The organism is Acinetobacter sp. RF15B, from assembly GCF_007558235.1.
Lineage (GTDB): Bacteria > Pseudomonadota > Gammaproteobacteria > Pseudomonadales > Moraxellaceae > Acinetobacter > Acinetobacter lwoffii_C.
The window spans coordinates 197,415-221,520 of the sequence record NZ_VLSR01000002.1; the positions used below are offsets into that span (position 1 = coordinate 197,415).

Consider the following 24,106-nt stretch of genomic DNA (forward strand, 5'->3'; position numbering starts at 1 on the left):
CCTTTTAAATGCTGTTTTTCTTTAAAATATAACAATTAAGTACAGAATTTTTGGAAAAGGTGATTTAGTCCTTCTTATAATTCCTATAGGTTAGACCTTACTCATATTAATAAACATTTACTTATTCTTAGGATGCGACTATGCAATTTAGACCCTTGGCCGATACTGGAATTTTATTGCCTGAAATCTGTTTGGGTACTATGACCTTTGGTGAGCAAAATACTCAGGACGAGGCATTTCAACAATTAGACTATGCGCTGGAACAGGGATTGTATTTCTGGGATACCGCTGAAATGTACCCGGTGCCACCAAAGCCAGAAACTCAAGGGGCAACCGAGCAAATCATTGGTAACTGGATTGCCTCACGTGGTGGCCGCGACAAACTGTTTTTAGCCTCGAAAATTGCTGGGCCTTCACAAGGCGGCAGTCATCTTCGTGATGGAAAAACCCGTTTTGTGGCAGATGAAATTGCAGCAGCTATTGACCAGTCACTGGCTCGTTTGCAAACCGATTATATTGACCTGTACCAGCTGCACTGGCCGCAACGTCCAACCAATTTCTTTGGCAAGCTCGGCTATGGCAATGCAGAAGCAGTTGATGATCGTGCAATCACCGATCTGGCTGAAACCCTGAGCGCCTTGCAAGCAGAGATTCAAAAAGGCCGGATCCGTTATATTGGCCTGTCTAATGAAACTCCTTGGGGAACGATGAAGTTTTTACATCTGGCAGAAAAGCTCGGCTTAAGTAAATTTGTCAGCGTACAAAATCCTTATAACCTGCTGAACCGTACCTATGAAATTGGCATGTCAGAAATTGCCAAATACGAAGGTGTCGGTTTATTGGCATATTCTCCGCTTGCTTTTGGTTATTTGACCGGTAAATTCCGTAACGGTGCACGTCCAGCTCAGGCACGTGTTACTTTATACTCACGCTTTAGCCGTTATAGTAATCCACAGAGTGAGTGGGCGACCGAGCAATATGCGCAGCTGGCAGAACAGCATGGCCTGACTTTGACTCAGCTGGCACTTGCATTTATCAAGCAGCAGTTCTTTGTGACCAGTACCATTATTGGCGCGACCAATCTGGATCAGCTAAAAGAAAACATTCAGGCTTTTGAAATTGAACTGTCCGAAGAGGTGTTGCAAGGCATTGATGCCATTCATCGTCAGCAGCCAAACCCTGCACCTTAAAACTACTATTTTTAAATACCCTCATCATGAGGGTATTTTTTATCTGCTTCTAACTGCCATTGCATAGAAATTATTTTAATTCATACTCTTGAAATCAAATGTTGCTATACCGATATTAATACTAAGATCTATCTACTTTAATATTTTAAGTTTTTGAAAAATATACGAAAAACTATTTGAAATTCTCTGCTGAGCACCCATATACCAATCAAGTGAAAAAATTGTTGTGAGGAATAACAAGAATGCGTTTTGAGAAATTTACCAATCGCCTGCAGCAAACCCTCTCCGATGCACAGTCTCTGGCAATGAGCAAAGATCATGCTTCTATTGACGGGATTCATATCTTGGCCGCCTTGATGGAAGAAGCATCGAATACCAGTCTGCTACAACAGGCGGGGGCGAACCTGCCTGAATTGAAAAGCAAAATACAGACAGCCTTGAATGATACAGCCAAGCTCGGCAACCCTTCTGCTGATATTAATATCAGTCAGGAAGCAGCCAGAATGCTGCATCTGGCCGACAGTTTTGCCCAAAAAGCCGGTGATGAGTTTCTCTCAACCGACTGGGTATTATTGGCACTGGCAGAAACAGGTACAACCAAAACTCTATTAAACAGTGCTGGGGTGCAGAAAGACACTTTACAGCAGCTTATTAATCAAATTCGAGGCGATGAAAAAGTCATGAGCAATAATCATGAAGATCAACGGGACTCATTAAATAAATATACGATTGATTTAACTGAACGTGCTTTGGCAGGCAAGCTGGATCCTGTCATTGGCCGTGATGATGAAATTCGTCGTACCATTCAGGTCTTGTCACGCCGTACCAAAAACAACCCGGTACTGATTGGGGAGCCAGGCGTGGGTAAGACTGCGATTGTTGAAGGTCTGGCGCAGCGTATTATTCACGGTGAAGTTCCAGAGGGTCTGAAAGGTAAGCGTGTATTATCTTTAGACTTGGGGTCTTTGCTGGCAGGTGCCAAATATCGAGGTGAATTTGAGGAGCGTCTAAAAGCGGTTCTGAAAGATCTTGCCAAACATGAAGGCGAAATCATCCTGTTTATTGATGAACTGCACACCCTGGTAGGTGCCGGTAAGGGCGATGGTGCAATGGATGCCGGGAATATGCTGAAACCTGCGCTGGCACGTGGTGAGCTGCGCTGTGTGGGTGCAACCACTCTGGATGAGTACCGTCAGTATATTGAAAAAGACGCTGCCCTGGAGCGCCGTTTCCAGAAAGTGCTGGTCGATGAACCTAGTGTAGAAGATACCATTGCAATTCTACGTGGTCTGAAAGACCGTTATGCAACACACCACGGGGTACAGATTTTAGACTCGGCGATTATTGCTGCGGCGAAAATGTCACATCGTTATATCACAGATCGTCAGTTACCGGATAAAGCCATTGACCTGATTGATGAAGCGGCATCACGGATTAAAATGGAGCTGGACTCTAAACCTGAAGCGCTGGATAAGCTTGAACGCCGTTTGATTCAGCTGAAAATGCAGCTTGAAGCTGTGAAAAAAGATGAGGATAGTGGCGCGAAAGCCGAGATCCAGCATCTGACCCAACAGATTGAAACGGTCGAGAAAGAATATAGCGAACTTGAAGAGGTCTGGCGTGCAGACAAGGCGCTGGTGGCTGGAAATAAAGACATTCAGGTCAAACTGGATCAGGCGCGTATTGCCCTTGATAAGGCTCAGCGTGAAGGTGATCTGGCAGAAGCAGCACGTTATCAATATGGTGTTATTCCAGAGTTGCAAAAACAGCTGGAGCGTATCGAAGCTGCTGAAGAGAGCGAAGCACCGAAACTGCTGCGTGACAAAGTGACTGATAATGAAATTGCCGAAGTGGTCAGTGCAGCGACCGGTATTCCGGTGGCAAAAATGCTGCAAGGTGAGCGCGACAAGTTACTGCATATGGAAGAATTCCTGCACAATCGTGTGGTCGGACAGGACGAAGCTGTGATTGCTGTGTCTAATGCAGTCCGCCGTTCACGTGCCGGCCTGTCTGATCCGAACCGTCCGAGTGGTTCATTCCTGTTCCTTGGACCAACGGGTGTCGGTAAAACTGAGCTGACCAAAGCGCTGGCCAACTTCCTGTTTGACAGTGACGATGCCATGATCCGGATTGATATGTCCGAATTTATGGAAAAACACTCGGTCAGCCGTTTGGTCGGTGCGCCTCCGGGCTATGTGGGCTATGAAGAAGGTGGAGTATTGACTGAAGCCGTACGCCGTAAACCATATAGCGTGGTGCTGTTCGATGAGGTCGAAAAAGCACATCCGGATGTATTTAACATTCTGCTACAGGTGCTGGATGATGGCCGTTTGACTGACTCTCAAGGCCGTGTAGTAGATTTTAAAAATACCGTGATTGTGATGACTTCAAACCTGGGTTCACAGGATGTTCGTGAGCTGGGTGAAGGAGCAACCCGTGATGAAGTTCGTAACGTAGTCATGAATGCAGTATCGGAGCATTTCCGTCCGGAATTTATTAACCGTATTGATGAGCTGGTGGTCTTCCACTCGCTGGAAAAAGACCAGATTCGCGGTATTGCCGATATCCAGTTGAACCGCTTGCGTCAGCGTCTGGCAGAACGCGATATGCGTCTGTCGGTCGATGACAGTGCTTTCGATCAGCTGATCGAGGCTGGCTTCGATCCATTGTATGGGGCGCGTCCATTGAAACGTGCCATTCAGCAACGTATTGAAAATAGTCTGGCACAAAGTATTCTTGCGGGGGAATTTAACCCGGGTGATACCATTGTCGTTCGGGCTGAAGGCAATGAGTTGATCTTTGAGAAAATGAAACTGAGCTAAGTTCACTTCCCTTAACATAAAAAAACCCCAGCCTAGGCTGGGGTTTTTTTATGTTGTACGAAAATATCGAGTGCTTGATAAATTATACCGCAAGAAGTGCAAGAAGCTGATTTAGGACAATCAGTACAATGTTCCTGTCATGATGTGAAACCGTAACATTCATACCCCGGCGGGCACACTAATGTCGTTTTTAACTTCAGCATGCCTCTTATACGAAAAACAGTTCATTCACTCTCAAATTACATTTGTGGATGAGTAATTTTCCAGGCACGGTGAATTTTCTGGTTACGCTTGAAATCAGGACCAATAGTTTCATGGGTAATTTCTTCCACATCAAACAGACCTTCAATCATCTCATCCATTTCAAAGCCGCGATAGTTATTGGAGAAATACAGGGTTCCATCAGTGGTCAAACGGTTCATGGCACGCTTGATCAATGAAATATGGTCACGCTGCACATCGAAAGTACCGTAGAATTTCTTTGAGTTGGAGAAAGTTGGCGGATCGATAAAGATCAGTTCATATTGCTCATGCCCTTCTTTTAACCATTCAAAACAGTCAGAAGCAAAGAACTGATGCTGCTGGTCAGCATGATCCACGGTGAGGCCATTCAGTACGAAATTTTCCTTTGACCAGTTCAGGTAAGTATTGGATAAATCCACGCTGGTGGTACTGGCTGCACCGCCCAAAGCCGCATGTAAGCTTGCCGTCGAGGTATAGCTGTACAGGTTCAGGAAGTGCTTGCCTTTGGCTTCTTTGGCAATACGTAAACGGATTTGGCGGTGATCCAGGAACAGGCCAGTATCCAGATAATCCGTCAGGTTAACCAGAATTTTAGCCTGACCTTCCTGTACGATAAAGCGTTTCGATGCCGTACTTTGCTTGGTGTACTGGTTTTTACCTTCCTGACGGGCACGGGTCTTGATAAAGATTGCATCACGGTTCAGACCCGTGACAGCACGAATCGCCTGTAAAGCCAGATTGAAACGTTTTTTCGCTTTTTCAGGATCAATTTTTTTCGGTGGTGCATATTCCTGAACGTGTAAGCGCTCGCCATACAGGTCTACCGCGACATTAAAATCTGGCAGGTCGGCATCGTATAGGCGCAAACAGTGGACATTTTCTTTAACCGCCCATTTTTTCAGGGTTTGCATGTTTTTGGTCAGACGGTTGGCAAACTCCATAGCACCTTCGATCGGCTCAAACTGTTGTGGCTGCCAGCCTTCTAAAAATGGACGCGCTACTGTGGCTGGTTTGACTGTACCGAAACGGATATAAATGGGTAATTTACCATTCATCAAACGCAGGATTTGCGGCTCATTAAAGGCCAGTACGTCGGCCTGTTCGACTTGTGCTGCAATGACTGCGGCTTTCTGATTCGGGAAGTTTTTCTGTAACAGGTTGGATAAACCCAGATACAAGGCACGGTTCGAGGCCTTATCACCCAGACGCTCACCATAAGGAGGGTTGGTTACGAAGAAGACTTTTTTGCCTTCTGCCTGGAAATCTGGCCAATCTGACAGGGTGCGCTCTTCAATGAGAATCCGATCCAGTAAGCCTTCAAAGCCCGCAGCAATAATATTCTGGCGAGTGGCTTTAATGGCTTCCCAGTCCGCATCAAAGGCATAAAACTTTGGTAGTGGATTTTCGAGTGCAGTTTGATGGCGCTCGGCAGCTTCGGCCTTAATGGCCATCCACAGCTCATGGTCGTGACCACTCCAGCCATTGAAGCCGAAACGGCGGACCAGACCAGGCGCACGGTCGGTTAGAATCATCAAGGATTCAATAATAAAAGTACCTGAACCACACATCGGATCGACGATAAGGTCTGGGTTGAGCGCTTTTAAGCCACCTTTTTGCAGAATCGCAGCCGCCAGGTTTTCCTTGATCGGGGCATCCGTCATGAAACGGCGGTAACCGCGTTTATGTAAAGAGTCGCCAGACAGATCCAGGCAATAAGTATGTTCTTTCTTGCCCGCCAGAATATACATGGTGATTTCCGGGGCTTTGGTATCAATACTTGGGCGCTTGCCGACCGCTTCCATAAAGGAATCAACCACACCATCTTTGGCGCGCAAAGTGGCGAACTGGGTATTGACCTTGATGTCACGCTCTACATGCAGACGGATAGCAAAGGTACTTTGTGGGGCAAAAATCAGTGACCAGTCAAAACTGATGGCGCCCTCATACAGCTCTTCAGCAACATCACGAGCATCATGTGAAAACTCAATTTCATGGGTGTGGATTGGCATCAGGACACGTGAAGCCAGACGTGACCACATGCAAATACGATACGCATTTTCCAGATTGCCTTTAAAAGTAAGACGTCCTGGAAAACGTTCAATATTCTGAACACCTAAGCCTTGTAATTCTTCTTCTAAGAGGGTTTCGAGTCCATCGGCACAGGTAACCCAATAGGTGCTTAAACGTGAAGAGGTATTCATAAAATAGAGAGACCAAAATAAACAATAAAAAACTCTAGCAAGTTTAACGTATTTTCTGTCTTAAAGCTTTTTAAATTCTGAAAAAGCCGGGTGACTGTTGTTAGAAAAAAGCCGCTCTTCATGGCTTAACTGATGCATGGCGATACATGTTGTCCTGTTTTAACCTGATCAAGCGGTCAAGTAAAGCAGGTGCGGGCAGTTGTTATTGAGCTTGTTTTAATCAATCGGAAGAAGAGATAACAGCTATTGAATAATGTAAAAATAAAATCTTTTCAATTTCTGGTTTATAGCTGTTTAAGGTGGATATCGGGTGAGGGGAATCATGGATCTGGCCTGAAATCGCCGCTAGCTACAGGATTAATTGGCTTGCACAGCATAGACAGCAAAGTCGGAATGACTGCATCTACTTTAGAGTTTACAAGCTATTCTGGATGGATCGCCAGTATCGAGTTAATAATTGAAACAATCGGCCTAGAAGAACTGAGAACTGAGAACTGAGAACTTAAATCAGGATAATAGCTCTCGTGTTCAGCTTTTTTCTCACAATATGAGGGCATGGTGCTGAAAAGAAATGAGGGCGGATGCCCGAGGCTAAAACATTTATTTTTTTGTATACAAAGACATTCATATAAAAAGCTGATTGAGATGATCTTATTGAAAAAATATAGAGGAATTTCAATTTCTATTCTTATTATCAAGATGGTTTTTGTACAACTAAACCGGCATCTAACTATAAAGATTCGCCAGTTTCTGTATAATACGTTGACTTAACGTATAAGGAATCTCTCATGCACTTGGCGGCATTGCATACACCGAGCCAGATTCAACTCAATAAAGCAGGAAATCTCAAACATTTCCTGACCATCGAAGGTCTTTCTAAAGAAACTCTTACAAAAATATTGGACACTGCGTTGTCCTTTTTTAATGACCAAAATCAGCTAATCACCAACAATTTGCTTGAAGGCAAGACGGTGATGAACCTTTTCTTTGAGAATTCTACGCGTACGCGTACGACCTTTGAGGCGGCAGCCAAGCGTCTGTCGGCTAACGTGCTCAATATCGACATTGCGCGTTCCAGTACATCTAAGGGTGAAACCTTGCGTGATACTTTGTGGAACCTTGAAGCGATGGCAACGGATATTTTCGTGGTGCGTCATTCTTCTTCAGGTGCAGCACATTTTATTGCCAAAGATGTGTGTCCAAATGTCGCGATTATCAATGCCGGAGATGGTCGTCATGCCCATCCGACGCAGGCTATGCTGGATATGCTGACTATTCGCCGCGAGACCAACAAAAAATTTGAAGATATGTCGATCGCGATTATTGGTGATATTAAACACTCACGGGTAGCCCGTTCAGATGTGGCTGCATTACAAACGCTGGGTTGTAAAGATATTCGCGTAATTGCACCGAATACCTTGCTGCCTTATGGTTTCGATGATTATGGTGAAGGCGTTCGCCTGTTCAATAAGATGGAAGCGGGCATCAAAGACTGTGACGTGATTATTACCTTGCGCATTCAGAACGAGCGGATTGATTCACCGGCTCTGTCTTCTCAGGCTGAATTCTACAAAATGTACGGTCTGAACAAAGAGCGTTTAGCCCTGGCCAAGCCGGACTGTATCGTCATGCATCCAGGGCCGATGAACCGTGGTGTGGAAATTGATTCCAGTATTGCAGACGGTCCGCAATCCGTGATTTTAAATCAGGTCACCAACGGGATTGCCGTGCGTATGGCAGTATTAGCGCTGGCGATGCAAGGCCAATTGCAGGAGCAGGGTTTGATTGAAGCGCTTGCGGTATAAGGAATAAGTCATGACTATAGTAAAAATTGAAAATGTTCGTGTTCTTGATCCGATTCAAAACACTGATACCGTAGAAACCGTTTATCTGCAAAATGGCAAGCGCATTGCAGCAAGCGAAAATGTTTCAGAAACCCTGGATGGACAAGGTAAATGGCTGATGCCAACCATGGTGGACTTATGTGCACGTTTACGTGAGCCAGGCCAGCAGCAACATGGAACGCTGAAATCTGAAGGCAAGGCCGCTCGTGCAAACGGGATTTTACACGTATTCACCCCACCAGATTCAAAACCCATCGTACAAGACAATGGCGCACTGATTCATGGTCTGGTTGAAAAGGCCATGCTAGATGGCGGCATCTATCTGCAGGTGATTGGGGCACAAACCCAAGGGCTGCAAGGTAATCAGCCGGCCAATATGGCAGGTTTGAAAAAGGGTGGCTGTACAGCCGTTTCCAATGCAAATGCAGCCTTTGCCAATGATGATGTTGTTCTGCGCACTCTGGAATATGCCGCAGGTTTAGACCTGACAGTGGTGTTCTATGCAGAAGAGCCGCAAATTGCCAAAGATGGCTGTGTGCATGAAGGCTTTATTGCTTCACGACAGGGCTTACCTATGATTCCGGTGCTGGCAGAAACAGTCGCCATTGCCAAGTATCTGCTGATGATTGAAGCTACAAAGGTACATGCTCACTTTGGTTTACTGTCTTGCGGTGCATCGGTAGAATTGATTCGTGCTGCCAAAGAAAAAGGCTTGCCGGTGACCTGTGATGTGGCGATGCATCAGTTACATCTGACAGATCAGCTGATTGATGGCTTTAACTCGATTGCTCATGTGCGTCCACCGCTTCGTTCTGAGCAGGATAAGGAACTATTGCGTCAGGGCGTAAAATCAGGAGTGATTGATGCGATTTGTACCCATCATGAACCGCTGAGCAGCTCTGCAAAGATGGCGCCATTTGCAGAAACACAGCCAGGTTTTACTGCTTTTGATACCTATATTCCGTTTGGAATTCAATTGGTGAATGAAGGCCTGTTTACACCGCTAGAATGGGTTGAAAAAGTCACTATTGCACCCGCCAAAGTTGCCCATATGCTTGAGCGCTGGAAAAAGGAAGCCGGCTGGGTGCTGGTAGATCCTGAACAGGAATGGACGCTCAGCAAAGACACCATCGTATCTCAAGGTAAAAATACGCCCCTGATCCAGCAACAGGTAAAAGGAAAAGTGGTGCAGAGTTTTATTGCTGTATAAATATTGCCGAGTTAGAGCTTGGATGGAGATTTAAAAAGTCAGCTTCGGCTGGCTTTTTAAATGACTGGATAAAAATTACTGATAAAAATAGCTCACGATAAATCGTGAAGCTTTATGATATTAATACAATTATTTACATTTATAAGGGGATCGCTGGATACACTGGTTGAGAATATTACACATTAAAAAAGACATAAAAATATAAAAGGATCGACAGGATGAATATAGATCTCATTGAAAAGCTCAAAAGTGAAGTTAGTGCGATTGTTTTGCAGGGTGAAACCGAACATTTATATGCAAAAGATCAGGCATTGGTTCAGTTCTATCCGATACTTTTAAGTATTTTACGGGCCCGCCCCGCCTGGATTGATAGCTTAAGCCAGCAGTTAAATCCAAAAGTTGATGAATTATTCAATACCAACCCGGCCCTAAAACAACAGTTTTTTGACCAGCTGGCTGTGGATGCTCCGCAAGCTGAAATAGAAAAAACCTTGAATAAATCAATTGTTCCAACTATTAGCTTTTTACAGACTGAAGCCGGAGCACCCAGAGCTGAAGCGGTCAGTTATTTACTGGAAATGTATGCGGATTTAATTGAAAGGGCTTTACCGGCATGGGCCAAGCCATTTCTGGCTTCCTTAGGGGTTTCTACGCTAGCCGCACAGAGCCTGAATCAGGCACCTATACTGGAAGCGGAACATGTAGCAGAGGTTCGAGAGGAAAAGAAAAAAGCCGCCTTGCTATGGCCTTTTATTATTTTCGTGATTATTGCCGCTATTATTTTATTTTTCTTTCGCGGCTGCATGCGTGAAGATGATCCTGAAGTAGGTCTGGATGGCCAGATTCCTGTCAGTGAGGCTGCTGTTGCCCAGCCTGCGGCATTACAGCTGAGTACAGGCAGCAATGGTGAGCTGGTTAGCTGTAAGTTGCAACTCAACAATCCGCAATATATGCAAATTCTGCAAGACGAGATCAAGCAGATCTTTAATTATAATATTGGCTGTGGTGCACTTAGCAGTGACGTCTATCATTCGGAATTTATTGATCAGGATACCATTCCGACTGTGTTGAGAACAATCCAGGGAATGCCAAATGTGTCACTTGACTGGATTGGCAAGCAGGTTTCGGTTCGTGCAGCAACCAATGCAGAAGCCGAGCGGCTGGCAGCACAAATCCGTAGTCTGGCCAAAAATGTCACTGTGGTTACCCAACAGCCACTCAATAGAAGCGATGTGATTAATACTGCTAACAACGAAGCAGAACAAGCCTTGGCCAGTATCAAGACCGATAATGTTAAAGCACTGGATGTGGCGACTGCACTGAATTTACAGATCATCAATTTTGATACCGCATCGACTGAAGTTCCAGAGGTCAATAAACTGGTGCTGGATCAAGCTGCTGCATTATTGCAACGAGCGCCTCATGTGCAGCTGATCGTGAAGGGCCATACCGATGCTGAAGGAAGTACCGCAGCAAATGAAACGCTTTCTTTACGACGCGCTCAAGCGATTGTGACTTATCTGGTTCAGAAGGGGGTAGATCCTGCTCAACTGCGTGCAATGGGGATGGGACAGGAGCAGCCTGTTGAATCGAATGCAACACGTGCCGGGCAATTTCAGAACCGTCGCGTGGCTTTTGAGGTTGTGAATACCGAAACGGGAGTTGTACGTGGAGTAGATGCTGAAGGCGTGGTTGAGAAGACAGCCAATTAAGAGCGCGGCCTAAACGAAAAAGGACGAATTTTCGTCCTTTTTTAGCCCTGAGAGTTGCATTTGAAATGCCATTCTATGTTGTTGCCATACTACCTGACTCGGACTTTTAAAGCCGAGTCTTTTTCTTGGGTGATGATTCAAACCTTGAGTGATTTCTGAGAGATATTCATCTATCTAGGTATTTAATCACTGTCTTTTTAATTTATTGCCTGATTAAGATTGGCTTAAGCAGACTGATGCTGGTCTGGCAGATGTCCTCTGTCTTAGGTGAGCTACATTTTTAGCCATACATAACCGGTCTTGCGATCAACACTCGAGATCAATAAGGGTTGATGGTCCTTACCAAGCACTGTATCTATTTTTAGATCATCAAAGCGACTTCGCTGTTTAATTTCAATACGTCTGTTATGCAGGCTTTACCCTTATTTTCATCTTGTTGGACGAAGCTCAAGACCAGAGATAATATATGCCCACATTTCAGCATGGATTTTTTAGGATTTGAAACATAACATCTTTGCGCTAATTTATGGGCCTGCTTGGCAGAACAATCATTTCTTGCTCGATTGCCTGTAATTTCCCTAGCAATCGTTGCAATCTTTAAGAGCGATATGCTGTTTAAAAAAACCTTCACCTAACACGGTATATATGTGGTGTCTTTCTTCTTGAGCAAGAGGAGTATAGGTCATGATGCAATTTTGACTTTGGTTGGTCGGAAGCAGAATGTTCGCTCATCTTACTTCCTTCCAACACTTGAATCTCTATTGCAGTTCTGAGAATCCAAGGTGTGAATTAAGAAAATACCGGCGGACTATAAGTTAAAGTTCGGCCCAAGAACCAGAGCAGGAACAGTACCAAAGGTAGGTGGAAAATTAGCTGGGTAACCGTAAATCCAATCACGTCTTTGGCTTTTAACTTTAAGATGCCCAGCATCGGCAGCATAAAGAAAGGGTTAATCAGATTGGGCAGGGCTTCTGCCGCATTATAAATCTGTACTGACCAGCCCAGATGCACTTTCAGGTCATGTGCGGCCTGCATCACATATGGTGCTTCAATAATCCATTTGCCGCCGCCAGATGGAATAAAGAAGCCCAGAATCGCTGAATAGAGTCCCATCACGATGGCAAAGGTTTCCTGCGAGGCAATTGAAACGAAAAATTCAGCAATATAATGTGACAGCGACAGATCGGCCGGGTTCAGCGCATTGGTCATCATAAAGGCAATACTGCCATACAGTGGAAACTGGATCAGTACCCCTGAAATAGCCGGAACAGCCTTGGAAACTGCATTTAAAAAATTTCGTGGCGTACCGTGCAAGGCCACGCCCAAAATCAGGAAAATAAAGTTATAGGTATTTAAGCTGGAAATGGCCAGAATCGGATTGCTTTTGGAAAATTCGTTAAACATCCAGACTGCACCCAGAATCACAATCAGAATACTCAAAATCGGTGAATTTTCCAGCCAGTCCCCCGGTCTTTTTTCAGCAGATACTTGCGGTTTTTCTTCTTCAATCTGAATCGGGAAGTGCTCTATAGTTTTAATGTCAGACCCTTTAGGTGCTGACCAGTAAGCAATCGCAATTGAAGCCACAATCAGTACCGCCGTCATGATCATGGATTGCGGCAAGAAAATAGTCTCGGTAAACGGAATGACCCCAGTCAGGTTATAAATTGGCTCAGGCAGACTGGATTTATTGGCCTGTAACTGGGCTGCTGAGGAACTGATGCCCAGTGCCCAGGTGGCTCCCATCCCGATAATCGCGGCTGCGGCTGCAGCGCGGTAATCCATATTAAGTTCTTTGCGCTGTGCCAGTGCAATGACAAGTAGTGCAGTCAGTACGGTGCTCATGGCCCAGTTAATCAGGGAGATGAGCAGGCTGACGGTGGCGACCAAGACAATCGCGCCACGTCCGGAATGCGGCAGGCGTGCCATTTTCTGAATTAGTATTTGTACCGGCTTGGACACTGAAACTACATAACCGACCACGATCAGCATGCACATTTGCAAGGTAAAGGGAATCAGGCTCCAGAAGCCGTCGCCAAAGGAAATCGCCACATCCTGTGCCGGTGCACCAATTCCGATTGCGGCAATCGCTACAATGATCACGCCAAGCAGGGCAAAAATATAAGAATCAGGAAACCATTTTTCTGACCAGTCGCTGACGCGCAAGGCGAAGCGCTGCAAGATATTTTGTTGTGTCGACATGATTAAAATCCATTTATTCTGCGATTATTATTTTGAAATGCAGCAGTTGAATATAAAAAAAGCCCTTAAGAAAATGTATTCTTAAGGGCTGGATAGATCAGGCAACGTTACGCAGTAGCGGTACGCCAGTAACTTGCTGGATTTCCTCAAAACTTACCTCCGGTGCCAGTTCAACCAGACGAATTCCATCAGGAGTAACATCCAGTACCCCCAGATCGGTAATGATCCTGTGGACGACTGCTTGGCCAGTCAGTGGCAGGCTGCATTCTGAGACGATCTTTGGTGTGCCATCTTTGGCACAGTGTTCCATCAGGACCACGACTTTTTGTACACCCGCGACCAGATCCATGGCGCCACCCATACCTTTCACTTTTTTACCGGGAATCATCCAGTTCGCTAGATCGCCTTGGGCTGAAACTTCCATGGCTCCCAGAATGGCGATATTGACATGACCGCCACGGATCATGGCAAAGGAGTCAGCGCTGGAGAAAAATGAAGCCCCTTTACGTGCAGTCACGGTTTGTTTACCGGCATTGATCAGGTCGGCATCGACAGTCTCTGCCGTTGGAAATTCACCAATCCCCAGCAGGCCATTTTCCGACTGCAGCCAGACATTGATATTTTCCGGAATATAGTTGGCAACTAACGTGGGCAGGCCAATCCCGAGATTGACATAGAAACCATCTTCAAGCTCTTGAGCGGCGCGCTGCGCCATTTGATTACGTGTCCAAGCCATGATCAAGCCTCCGCCTTTAAAGTCATCTGTTCAATACGTTTTTCCGGTTGAGCGTTCAGGACTATCCGGTTCACATAAATTCCCGGTAGATGAATTTCGTCCGGATCCAGTACGCCAATTTCGACAATTTCTTCCACTTCAGCAATAGTCACTTTGCCAGCCATGGCACAGACCGGATTAAAGTTTTGGGCGGTTTTACGGAAAATTAAATTACCCGCTTTATCGGCTTTATAGGCTTTGACTAGCGCAACATCGGCAGTTAGAGATTCTTCCAGAATATAAGACTTGCCATGAAACTCACGGACATCCTTACCTTCAGCGATCACTGTGCCGACACCCGTCGCGGTATAAAAGGCTGGAATGCCTGCACCACCTGCGCGTAATTTTTCGGCCAAGGTGCCTTGCGGAGTTAATTCCACTTCCAGTTCGCCGCTTAAGTATTGACGTTCAAATTCCTTATTTTCACCGACATAAGAGGAGATCATTTTTTTAATCTGTTTGGTTTCCAGTAGAAGTCCCAGACCAAAGCCATCCACGCCAGCATTATTGGAAATACAGGTCAGGTTTTTTGCCCCAGTTTCTTTTAAGGCCGCGATCAGTGCTTCCGGAATACCGCATAAACCAAAACCACCTACGGCCAGGGTCTGTCCATCCTGAACCACGCCGTCTAAAGCAGCTTCTGCACTGTCATATACTTTATTTGCCATTTATTACCTCGATTTATTTTTTTCTTGCAGTTCGTTTGAGAAGATCTGCGGACTTATATCTTTGAGGACTTTTTAGGTCCAAATTAGGCTGCTTTAAGCACAGGTTTTTTGCCAATAGGCATTGGCATAATTGGAGGGATTATTGCGCTGCAAGACTGCACTAATATTACGGCTGGCCTGCATCAGGGCATCCAGTTGAATTCCGGTTTCAAAGCCCATATTCGAGAGTAGGTAATACAGATCTTCGGTCGAGACATTCCCTGAGGCCCCTTTGGCATACGGACATCCTCCGAGGCCAGCAATGGAGGAATCAAATACCCGAATACCTTGCAATAATGACTGGTAAATATTGGCAATCGCCATGCCATAAGTATTATGAAAATGTCCTGCCAAAACTTTAGCATCAAGTTCAGCCAGACAAGTCTCCCAGACTTTTTTCACCCGATCAGGCGTGGCCGTCCCAATGGTTTCACCCAAAGACACTTCATAGCAGCCCATATCGAGTAAGCGCTGAGTGACTTTGACCACCTGCTTCGGATCAATCGCACCTTCATAAGGGCAGTCCACCATGCAGGACACATAGCCACGTACCTTAATATCATTGGCTTTGGCAGCACTCATTACGTCGCTGAATTTTTCAAAGCTTTCATCAATCGAGCAGTTGATGTTCTTGCGGGTAAAGCTTTCAGAAGCTGCGGTAAATACCGCAACCTCTTTACAACCCACAGCCAAGGCAGATTCAAAACCTTTCAGATTTGGGGTTAACAAACTGAACTGAATATTCGGATCTTTAGGCAGGCTGGCAAACAGCACATCACTGTCTGCCATTTGTGGTACCCATTTCGCTGAAACACAGGAACCCACTTCAATGGCCTGTAAACCGGTTTTCATCAGATCCAGAATCAGGTTTTTCCGGTCATCCAATGTCAAAGGTGTTTTTTCATTTTGCAGGCCATCGCGTGGCCCGACCTCTACGATTTTGACAAAATCTGTCATGCGACTTCCTCCGCCAGTGGCTGGAACTCTACCAGTTCATCACCCGCCTTGACCTGATCTCCTTTTTGGAAATATGAACTTGCGACAATGCCATCATGGGGTGCACGAATCGAATATTCGATTTTCATGGCTTCCAGCGTCATCAGCACATCGTCTTTTTTTACCTTATCATTGGCAGAAACCAGAACTTGGGTAATGACGCCCGGCATTGGCGCAGTCAGGTTGTTTTCGGTGCCTTGCTCATCTTGACCATTAAAATCAGTGTTTAAATAACTGAACTTATGGCTTTGCCCATTCTGGAATAGGGTAATGCCATGTTCAGTCCGGCTAAAAGCCAGTTTTTGCTGTCTCACACCAAGATTCAGCTGAAGTAAATGCCTATCCAGCAGTTTTCCTCTAAGCTCTACACATTGATCCGCATAAGTGGCCAAAAAGCCTTCATCCTGTGTAGTAAAGCGAACCTCACACAATTGATCATTGCATTGTAATTTGATGCAATGAGTATTTTGCTGATTGAGGCGCCAGAATGAGCTGTGCTGCCAGACCGGATTGTTTGGAAGCGGATTTTGCGCCTGACGTGACAGGAGTTCAATCAGTGCAGCACTGATCACGAGTTCGGCATCAATCTCTGCAGAAGGGGGGAGCAGGAATGCTTCTTCACGCTGAATCAGACCAGTATCTAAATGTGCATTTTTGAATGAGTCGCACAGCACCAGGCGATCTAAAAAGGCGATATTATTGCCAAGACCATCGACATGGAATTGGCCCAGTGCATGATGCATCTGGGTTAGGGCTGCTTCACGGTTTTTGCCCCAGACAATCAGTTTGGCAATCATCGGATCATAATAAGTGCTGATTTCATCGCCTTCGACAATACCGCTATCGACACGTACACAGTCACTTTGCTCCGGATAATGTAAATAGCTGATCTGGCCGATTGCCGGGATAAAGCCTTTTTCCGGTTCTTCGGCATAGACACGCGCTTCAAGCGCATGACCATGAATCTGCAATTCATCTTGCTGCTTTGGTAAAGGCTCACCGAAAGCCACACGTAATTGCCATTCCACCAGATCCTGACCAGTAATCATTTCTGTGACCGGGTGCTCGACCTGTAGACGGGTGTTCATTTCCATGAAATAGGCCGTACCGTCTTGCTCGACAATAAACTCGACTGTACCGGCACCGACATAGTTGACTGCGCGCGCAGCGTCAATGGCAGCTTGACGCATCGCTTCAAGCTTATCTTCCGGCATTTTCGGTGCAGGCGCTTCTTCCAGCACTTTCTGGTGACGGCGTTGTACCGAGCAATCACGCTCGAACAGATGTACATAATTGCCGTGGGTATCCCCAAATACCTGCACTTCAATATGACGTGGCTGTACCACATAACGCTCAATCAGCACATCGTCATTGCCAAAACTGGAACGTGCTTCACTTTTACAGGAAGCCAGCGAACTAAGAAAATCTTCGCTGCGTTCCACCAGACGCATGCCTTTACCGCCACCGCCGGCACTGGCTTTAATCAGCACCGGATAGCCAATACTGTCTGCCTGCTGCTTCAGAAAATCGGCATCTTGATTGGTACCATGATAACCCGGAGTTAAAGGCACACCGGCTTTTTCCATCAGGGCTTTAGAGGTGGCTTTGAGGCCCATCGCCAAAATAGCCTCGACTGGCGGACCAATAAAAACAATATTGTTGTCCTGACAGGCCAGGGCAAACTGGTCATTTTCAGACAGGAAACCATAGCCCGGGTGAATGGCTTGGGCACCCGTGGTTTTTGCAGCCTCGATAATACGCTCAATCTGCAAATAACTTTGTGCTGCCGGTGATTCACCAATATGGATCGCTTCATCTGCCAGTTTCACATGCTGTGCCTGCGCATCGGCATCGGAGTAGACGGCAACGGTAGCAATCCCTAATTTTTTTGCTGTACGAATGATACGGCAGGCAATTTCGCCACGGTTGGCAATTAAAATCTTTTCAAACATTGTAGGATCCTTCTTGTTGTTATGCCGTGGTCTTGATCCAGGCCGGGCTTTGTTTGTTCAAAAATGCATTCAGGCCATTTTTCGCCTCATCTCCTTGGCGAACATGGGCAATATGCTGTGCTGTTTTAAGCAGTAAATCTTCACTCAAAACTTGCTGGTCAACCAGTTGGATCAGCTGTTTAGAGGCATGTTGTGCTGCTGGCCCACCGAGCAATAATGCTTCCGCAATTTCATCAATTTTGCTGTCGAGCTGCTCTGGGGTAGTCACTTCATGTGCCAGTCCAATATTTTTGGCCTGTTCCGCTGAAATACGCTCGGCAGTCAGGAAATAGCGTGACGCCTGACGGGCACCAATCGCCCGAATGACATAAGGACTAATGGTGGATGGGGTCAGACCTAAACGTACTTCTGAGGTGGCAAATTTGGCATCGGTGCTAGCCACACAAATATCACAGGCCGAGGCTAGACCCATACCGCCACCAAAGGCAATCCCATGTACCCGGGCAATGGTCGGCTGTTTTAAGGTCGCCAGACTTTGCAGCATTTTCGCCAGTTTTAAGGCATCGGCTTCATTGTCGGCTTGTGAGGCCTGACCGGCCTGTTTCATCCAGTTCAGATCAGCGCCAGCCGAGAAACTTTTGCCTCGTCCGGCCAGAATCACCACGCGCACATCATCACGTGCATTTAAAGACTGAAAGCAGGCATATAATTCTTCAATGACCTGAGTATTAAAGGCATTGTGCAGTTCAGCACGGTTGATCCAAACCGTTGCCACCTGATTCTGCTGTTCGAGCTGTAAAAACTGATAATCCATTGTCGTCACCTCTTACATACGGAACACGCCGAACTTGGTTGGCTGAATTGGCGCATTCATCGCTGCAGCCAGACTTAAGGCCAGCACCTCACGCGATTGTGCCGGATCAATCACACCGTCATCCCATAAACGGGCTGAAGCATAATAAGGATGACCCTGACGTTCATATTGATCACGAATAGGCTGTTTAAACTGATCTTCTTCTTCAGCTGACCAGCTACCGCCTTTTTGCTCAATCTGATCACGTTTGAGGGTCGAAAGTACACTTGAAGCCTGCTCACCACCCATGACCGAGATTCGAGAATTAGGCCAGGTCCACATAAAGCGTGGCGAATAAGCACGGCCACACATGCCATAGTTGCCGGCACCAAAAGAACCGCCAATCACCAAGGTCAGTTTTGGCACATTGGCATTGGCCACCGCCATCACCAGTTTGGCACCGTTCTTGGCAATGCCTTCATTTTCATACTGGCGACCCACCATAAAACCGGTAATGTTCTGAATGAAAATCAGCGGAATATTGCGCTGGGTACACAATTCAATAAAATGTGCGCCTTTTTGTGCAGACTCGGAAAACAGAATGCCATTATTGGCAATAATCCCGACTGGCATCCCATAAAGCTTGGCAAAACCGGTCACCAGAGTCGTGCCGAAACGCGCCTTGAATTCGTCAAAGCGTGAACCGTCAACAATACGTGCAATCACTTCACGCACATCAAAAGGCTTGCGGGCATCACAAGGGATAATGCCGTACAGTTCTGAACTGTCAAAGCGCGGCGCTTCAATTTCCTCTGCGGTCTTGTTGGGCTTTTTGTTCAGATTTGCCACAATGTTGCGGGCAATGGCAAGGGCATGCTCATCACTTTCTGCCAGATGATCGGCAACACCAGACAAACGGGTATGTACATCACCGCCACCGAGGTCTTCACTTGACACCACTTCACCGGTTGCAGCTTTGACCAGTGGCGGGCCACCCAGGAAAATGGTGCCCTGATTACGGACAATAATGGTTTCATCCGACATGGCAGGCACATAAGCACCACCAGCAGTACAGCTGCCCATCACCACTGCAATCTGGGCAATTCCCTGACTGGACATACGCGCCTGATTGTAGAAAATACGGCCGAAGTGATCACGATCCGGAAAAACTTCATCCTGTAAAGGCAAGTACGCACCACCGGAATCCACCAGATAAATACAAGGCAAATGGTTCTGTTCGGCAATTTCCTGTGCGCGTAAATGCTTTTTCACTGTCAGCGGATAATAAGTACCGCCTTTCACCGTAGCATCATTGGCCAGGATCATGCAGGTCACACCATTGACCTGACCCACACCAGCGACCACACCTGCCGCAGGCACGTCATCCTGATACACTTGATAGGCAGCCAGCTGACCGATTTCCAGAAAAGCGCTACCCGGGTCAATCAGCTGGTTAATCCGGTCACGTGGTAACAGTTTGCCACGGTCAAGGTGTTTCTGGCGGGCAGTTTCTCCACCACCCAAGGCAATTTTTTCAACTTTCTGCTTCAGGTCATCCACCAGTTGCAGCATGGCGGTCTGGTTGGCTTTAAACTCTTCACTACGAATATTGATTTTGCTCTGTAACTGATTCATGACGAACATCCTTGTTTTATTCTCAGTATTAAGGTTTAGGCTGTTTCGTTAAAAAGCTCACGGCCAATGAGCATGCGGCGGATTTCTGAAGTGCCGGCACCAATTTCATACAGTTTGGCATCGCGCCATAGACGGCCTGCTGCAAACTCGTTGATATAACCGTTTCCACCTAAAGTCTGAATGGTTTCACCGGCCATCCATGTGGCTTTTTCGGCCGCATATAAAATTGCGCTGGCAGCATCTTTACGCAGGCTGCGACTATGCTCGGCCTTGTCACATTCAGCGCCGACGGCATAAACCAGTGCCTTACATGCCAGCCAGGTCGAGTACATATCGGCCATTTTGCCTTGCATCAACTGGAATTCACCCAGCGCCTGACCAAACTGTTTACGGTCATGAATATATGGAATCACGGTATCCATACAGGCATCCATAATGCCCAATGGGCCAGCACTGAGAACCGCACGTTCATAGTCCAGACCACTCATCAGCACTTTGGTGCCATTGCCGACACCACCGAGGACGTTTTCTTTAGGGACTTCGACATTGTCAAAGAACAGCGGGTAAGTGTTGGAACCGCGCATACCCAGTTTGTCCAAATGGCTGCCGTGGCTGAAACCTGGCATATTTTTTTCAACCAAGAAAGCAGTCATGCCTTTGGCGCCCGCCTGTAAATCGGTTTTGGCATACACCACTAATACATCGGCATCACCGCCATTGGTGATCCACATTTTGGAGCCGTTTAACAGATAGTGATCGCCTTTGTCTTCAGCTTTGAGTTTCATACTGACCACATCCGAGCCGGCATTCGGTTCAGACATCGCCAAAGCACCGACATATTCGCCAGAAATCAGTTTTGGCAGATAACGCTGCTTTTGTTCTTCATTACCATTACGCTTAATTTGGTTCACACATAGGTTAGAATGTGCGCCATAGGACAGACCAATGGATGCTGAAGCCCGGGAAATTTCCTGCATGACAATAATATGTGCCAGATAACCTAAATTGGTGCCGCCATATTCTTCACCAACTGTCAGACCCAGCAGGCCCATATCACCAAATTTTTTCCAGAGTTGAGCTGGGAACTCGTTATCGCGGTCAACCTGTTGGGCAATAGGGGCAATTTCCTTGGCGCAAAAGGCAGCCACTGAATCACGAAGCGCTATCAGAGTTTCATCTAAACCGAAATCCAAGCTTTGTAAATTCATTCTTCATCCATCCTGAGGTTATATTTGTTGTGTCCAAAAAAGCATTTTTGTTGTGCTTGCTTTTTAACATACAACGAAAAAACAAAAAAGTGAACCTATATTCACAAAATGATTTACAATTCATTTTATCTTGTTGAGAATAATATTATGAGTTATAAAAGATCATCACTGATGCAGGAGCGAATGGAACAAAATCGCTTGTCGATTTTACAGTCTGCTCGTGAACTGATTGCTCAGGGGGGCTTTAAAGAGGCGTCGATTCAGGCCATTGCAGAGCGTGCAGGCGTTTCTACAGGGCTGGTATATCGGTACTTTGATAGCAAAAGCCAGATTTTGATTGAGGTTTTGTCGGCAGCGATTCAGCATGAGGTGGGAATTTTGAACCACATTGTTCGATCAGATTTATCGCCAGAACTGAAATTGCAAAAATCTGTTACAACTTTTGTGAAACGCGCCATGAATAGCCCTCAACTGGCGTATTCACTTATGTTTGAACCGGTCGATCCGGAGATGGAGCATGAGCGTTTTCGTAGTAAACAGCTGATCAAGCAGAGTATTAAGGAGATTCTGGCCGAAGGAAAGGTAAATGGAAAATTTGAATTTGAAGACTTGAACACGGCGGCGCTAGGCGTGGTAGGTGCCATGACCTTTGTCGTAATCGAGCCTTTAAATCCATCTCGCAATATGATGTTTGATCAGAAGTATAAGGATCACTTTGTCAAACAGATTGCCGATTTTTGTGTAAACGCAGTACGTCGACAGGAGGGAAGTTCAGTAGCATAAATACACAAAAAACAGGCACACAGACAAGGTCGTCGTGGTCATAAAACAATTAGTAAAGTTGAAATCAGAATTACAAAGAATCAAGGAGATCGATTCAATGACACAAGTACGGTTAAGCTATGCCTATGGAACCAGCAGCCAGCCCTTATTGGGGATGACAATTGGTGAAAAATTTGACCAGGCTTGCGAGCAGTATGCGGATCGGGATGCAGTGGTAAGTCTGCACCAGAATGTACGCCTGAGTTATCGGCAGCTACAGGAACAGGTCAATGCTTTTGCCTGTCAGTTGCTGAAGCTGGGGCTGCAAAAAGGTGACCGTCTGGCGATCTGGTCGCCGAACTGTGTGGAATGGACCATTACCCAGTTTGCTGCTTTCAAGGCTGGCATTATTCTGGTCAACCTGAATCCGGCCTATAAAAGCAATGAACTGGAATATGTGCTGAATAAGGTGTCTTGTAAGGGCTTGGTCATTGCTTCCCAGTTTAAAACCACGGACTACCAGGAAATTCTGACCAAAATTGCACCAGAGTTAAAAGAGACTGAAGACAAGTTACTTAATGCAGAGCGCCTGCCGCATTTAAAGCATGTAATCAAAATTGATGACCAGCAGCATACAGGGATTCACCGTTTTCAGGATTTACTGCCTCCCCCAAGTGCCCAAGAACTGGAACAACTGCAACAGATCTCCAGTGAATTGCAGTTCGATGAAACCATTAATATCCAGTTTACCTCGGGCACGACTGGTAATCCGAAAGGCACCATGCTGACCCATAACAATATCCTGAATAATGGCTATTTTGTGGGTGAGGCAATTCACCTTGCACCGGAAGACCGGGTCTGTATTTCAGTGCCGCTATTCCACTGCTTTGGTATGGTGATGGGGAATCTGGCTTGTATTACTCACGGTTCAGCCATGATTTATCCGTCTGCAGTCTTTAATCCGCTGGAAACCTTAAAAGCCATCCAGCAAGAAAAATGTACGGCAGCTTATGGCGTCCCGACCATGTTTATTGCCATATTGGAACATGAACGGTTTGATGAGTTTGACCTGTCCAGCTTGCGTACCGGCATTATGGCAGGCAGTCCATGTCCACAGGAGATTATGCAGCGTGTGATTGAACGCATGCATATGTCTGAAATAACCATCTGTTATGGCATGACTGAAACCGCACCTGTGAGTGCACAAAGCTCGACAGAAGACAGTGTTGAGCAGCGAGTCAGTACGGTTGGTCGCGTCCATCCGCATCTGGAAGTTAAAATTGTAGATGAACAGGGCAAAGTGGTTCCGCGTGGTCAACTGGGTGAGCTTTGTGTGCGAGGTTATTCCGTGATGCTCGGCTATTGGGAAGATCAGGAAAAGACCCACGAAGTTATTGATGCAGCCCGCTGGATGCATACCGGTGATATTGCTGAAATGGATGATGCAGGCTTTATTAAAATCAAGGGGCGTATTAAGGATGTGGTGATTCGTGGTGGCGAGAACCTGTTCCCGAAAGAAATTGAGGATTTTCTCTATACCCATCCTGCGATCTCAGATGTACAGGTCATTGGTGTCCCAGACCATAAATATGGGGAAGAACTCTGTGCCTGTATCATTCTGCATGAAAATGATTCATGTACTGAAGAGGCGATTCGTCAGTATTGTATCGAGCATATTTCTCATAACAAAGTGCCACGTTATGTTCGTTTCTTTCATGAATTCCCGATGACAGCTTCAGGTAAGGCGCAGAAATTTAAATTGCGTGAATTTATGCGGGAAGAATTAAATTTAAAAGAGATTGCTTAAATTAATTAAAGTTAAGTTTAAATAGTATTTGATCAGATGACCTGGCG

Annotated in this window: 16 protein-coding genes; 7 read left to right on the forward strand and 9 right to left on the reverse strand. The window is 46.1% G+C overall.

The window, feature by feature from the left end; genetic code table 11:
* Positions 1–140 precede the first annotated feature (140 nt).
* Together E2K74_RS02270 and clpB are read left to right on the forward strand one after the other, a co-directional pair.
* A complete protein-coding gene (locus E2K74_RS02270) occupies positions 141–1,190 on the forward strand; it encodes an NADP(H)-dependent aldo-keto reductase (protein WP_151206109.1) in 1,050 nt (349 codons plus the stop codon).
* Between the two features lie 242 nt (positions 1,191–1,432).
* Positions 1,433–4,012 carry an ATP-dependent chaperone ClpB gene (gene clpB, locus E2K74_RS02275; RefSeq protein WP_151206110.1) on the forward strand — a complete coding sequence of 860 codons (2,580 nt, stop codon included), beginning with the start codon at positions 1,433–1,435 and terminating at the stop codon, positions 4,010–4,012.
* Positions 4,013–4,251: 239 nt separating this feature from the next.
* On the opposite strand, the gene rlmKL is transcribed toward clpB, so the two are convergent.
* The gene (gene rlmKL / locus E2K74_RS02280; RefSeq protein WP_151206111.1) at positions 4,252–6,456 is read right to left on the reverse strand and encodes a bifunctional 23S rRNA (guanine(2069)-N(7))-methyltransferase RlmK/23S rRNA (guanine(2445)-N(2))-methyltransferase RlmL; all 2,205 of its coding nucleotides are present in this window, start codon (positions 6,454–6,456) and stop codon (positions 4,252–4,254) included.
* Positions 6,457–7,244: 788 nt separating this feature from the next.
* On the opposite strand from rlmKL, the gene E2K74_RS02285 reads away from it, so the two are divergent.
* The 3 genes from E2K74_RS02285 to E2K74_RS02295 all read left to right on the forward strand — a co-directional run bounded on the left by E2K74_RS02285 (position 7,245) and on the right by E2K74_RS02295 (position 11,222).
* On the forward strand, positions 7,245–8,261 hold the full coding sequence (locus E2K74_RS02285) for an aspartate carbamoyltransferase catalytic subunit (RefSeq protein WP_151206112.1): 1,017 nt from the start codon (positions 7,245–7,247) through the stop codon (positions 8,259–8,261).
* A 10-nt stretch (positions 8,262–8,271) separates the two neighbouring features.
* A complete protein-coding gene (locus E2K74_RS02290) occupies positions 8,272–9,510 on the forward strand; it encodes a dihydroorotase (protein WP_151206113.1) in 1,239 nt (412 codons plus the stop codon).
* A 218-nt stretch (positions 9,511–9,728) separates the two neighbouring features.
* Positions 9,729–11,222 (forward strand): OmpA family protein, encoded by a 1,494-nt coding sequence (locus E2K74_RS02295; RefSeq protein WP_151206114.1) that lies wholly within the window; start codon positions 9,729–9,731, stop codon positions 11,220–11,222.
* A gap of 789 nt (positions 11,223–12,011) precedes the next feature.
* Here E2K74_RS02295 and E2K74_RS02300 read toward each other — a convergent pair.
* From E2K74_RS02300 to E2K74_RS02335, 8 genes are all read right to left on the reverse strand, one after another.
* Positions 12,012–13,424 carry a short-chain fatty acid transporter gene (locus E2K74_RS02300; protein WP_151206115.1) on the reverse strand — a complete coding sequence of 471 codons (1,413 nt, stop codon included), beginning with the start codon at positions 13,422–13,424 and terminating at the stop codon, positions 12,012–12,014.
* A 97-nt stretch (positions 13,425–13,521) separates the two neighbouring features.
* A complete protein-coding gene (locus tag E2K74_RS02305) occupies positions 13,522–14,160 on the reverse strand; it encodes a CoA transferase subunit B (RefSeq protein WP_151206116.1) in 639 nt (212 codons plus the stop codon).
* A gap of 2 nt (positions 14,161–14,162) precedes the next feature.
* Positions 14,163–14,867 carry a CoA transferase subunit A gene (locus E2K74_RS02310; RefSeq protein ID WP_151205245.1) on the reverse strand — a complete coding sequence of 235 codons (705 nt, stop codon included), beginning with the start codon at positions 14,865–14,867 and terminating at the stop codon, positions 14,163–14,165.
* Positions 14,868–14,960: 93 nt separating this feature from the next.
* Positions 14,961–15,863 (reverse strand): hydroxymethylglutaryl-CoA lyase, encoded by a 903-nt coding sequence (locus tag E2K74_RS02315; RefSeq protein WP_151206117.1) that lies wholly within the window; start codon positions 15,861–15,863, stop codon positions 14,961–14,963.
* Positions 15,860–17,854: an acetyl/propionyl/methylcrotonyl-CoA carboxylase subunit alpha gene (locus E2K74_RS02320; protein WP_151206118.1), complete on the reverse strand. Its 1,995-nt coding sequence runs from the start codon at positions 17,852–17,854 to the stop codon at positions 15,860–15,862. The genes E2K74_RS02315 and E2K74_RS02320 overlap by 4 nt, the downstream gene beginning before the upstream one ends.
* Positions 17,855–17,873: 19 nt before the next feature.
* On the reverse strand, positions 17,874–18,668 hold the full coding sequence (locus E2K74_RS02325) for an enoyl-CoA hydratase/isomerase family protein (RefSeq protein WP_151206119.1): 795 nt from the start codon (positions 18,666–18,668) through the stop codon (positions 17,874–17,876).
* A gap of 12 nt (positions 18,669–18,680) precedes the next feature.
* Positions 18,681–20,282, reverse strand: coding sequence for a carboxyl transferase domain-containing protein (locus E2K74_RS02330; protein WP_151206120.1), 1,602 nt, complete (start codon positions 20,280–20,282; stop codon positions 18,681–18,683).
* Positions 20,283–20,317: 35 nt separating this feature from the next.
* A complete protein-coding gene (locus E2K74_RS02335) occupies positions 20,318–21,490 on the reverse strand; it encodes an isovaleryl-CoA dehydrogenase (protein WP_151205240.1) in 1,173 nt (390 codons plus the stop codon).
* A gap of 147 nt (positions 21,491–21,637) precedes the next feature.
* Here E2K74_RS02335 and E2K74_RS02340 point away from each other — a divergent pair, with 147 nt between their 5' ends.
* Both E2K74_RS02340 and E2K74_RS02345 read left to right on the forward strand, forming a co-directional pair.
* Positions 21,638–22,273, forward strand: a complete 636-nt coding sequence (locus tag E2K74_RS02340; RefSeq protein WP_151205239.1) for a TetR/AcrR family transcriptional regulator — start codon at positions 21,638–21,640, stop codon at positions 22,271–22,273.
* Between the two features lie 97 nt (positions 22,274–22,370).
* Positions 22,371–24,059, forward strand: coding sequence for an AMP-binding protein (locus E2K74_RS02345; RefSeq protein ID WP_151206121.1), 1,689 nt, complete (start codon positions 22,371–22,373; stop codon positions 24,057–24,059).
* The last annotated feature ends 47 nt before the right edge of the window (positions 24,060–24,106 follow it).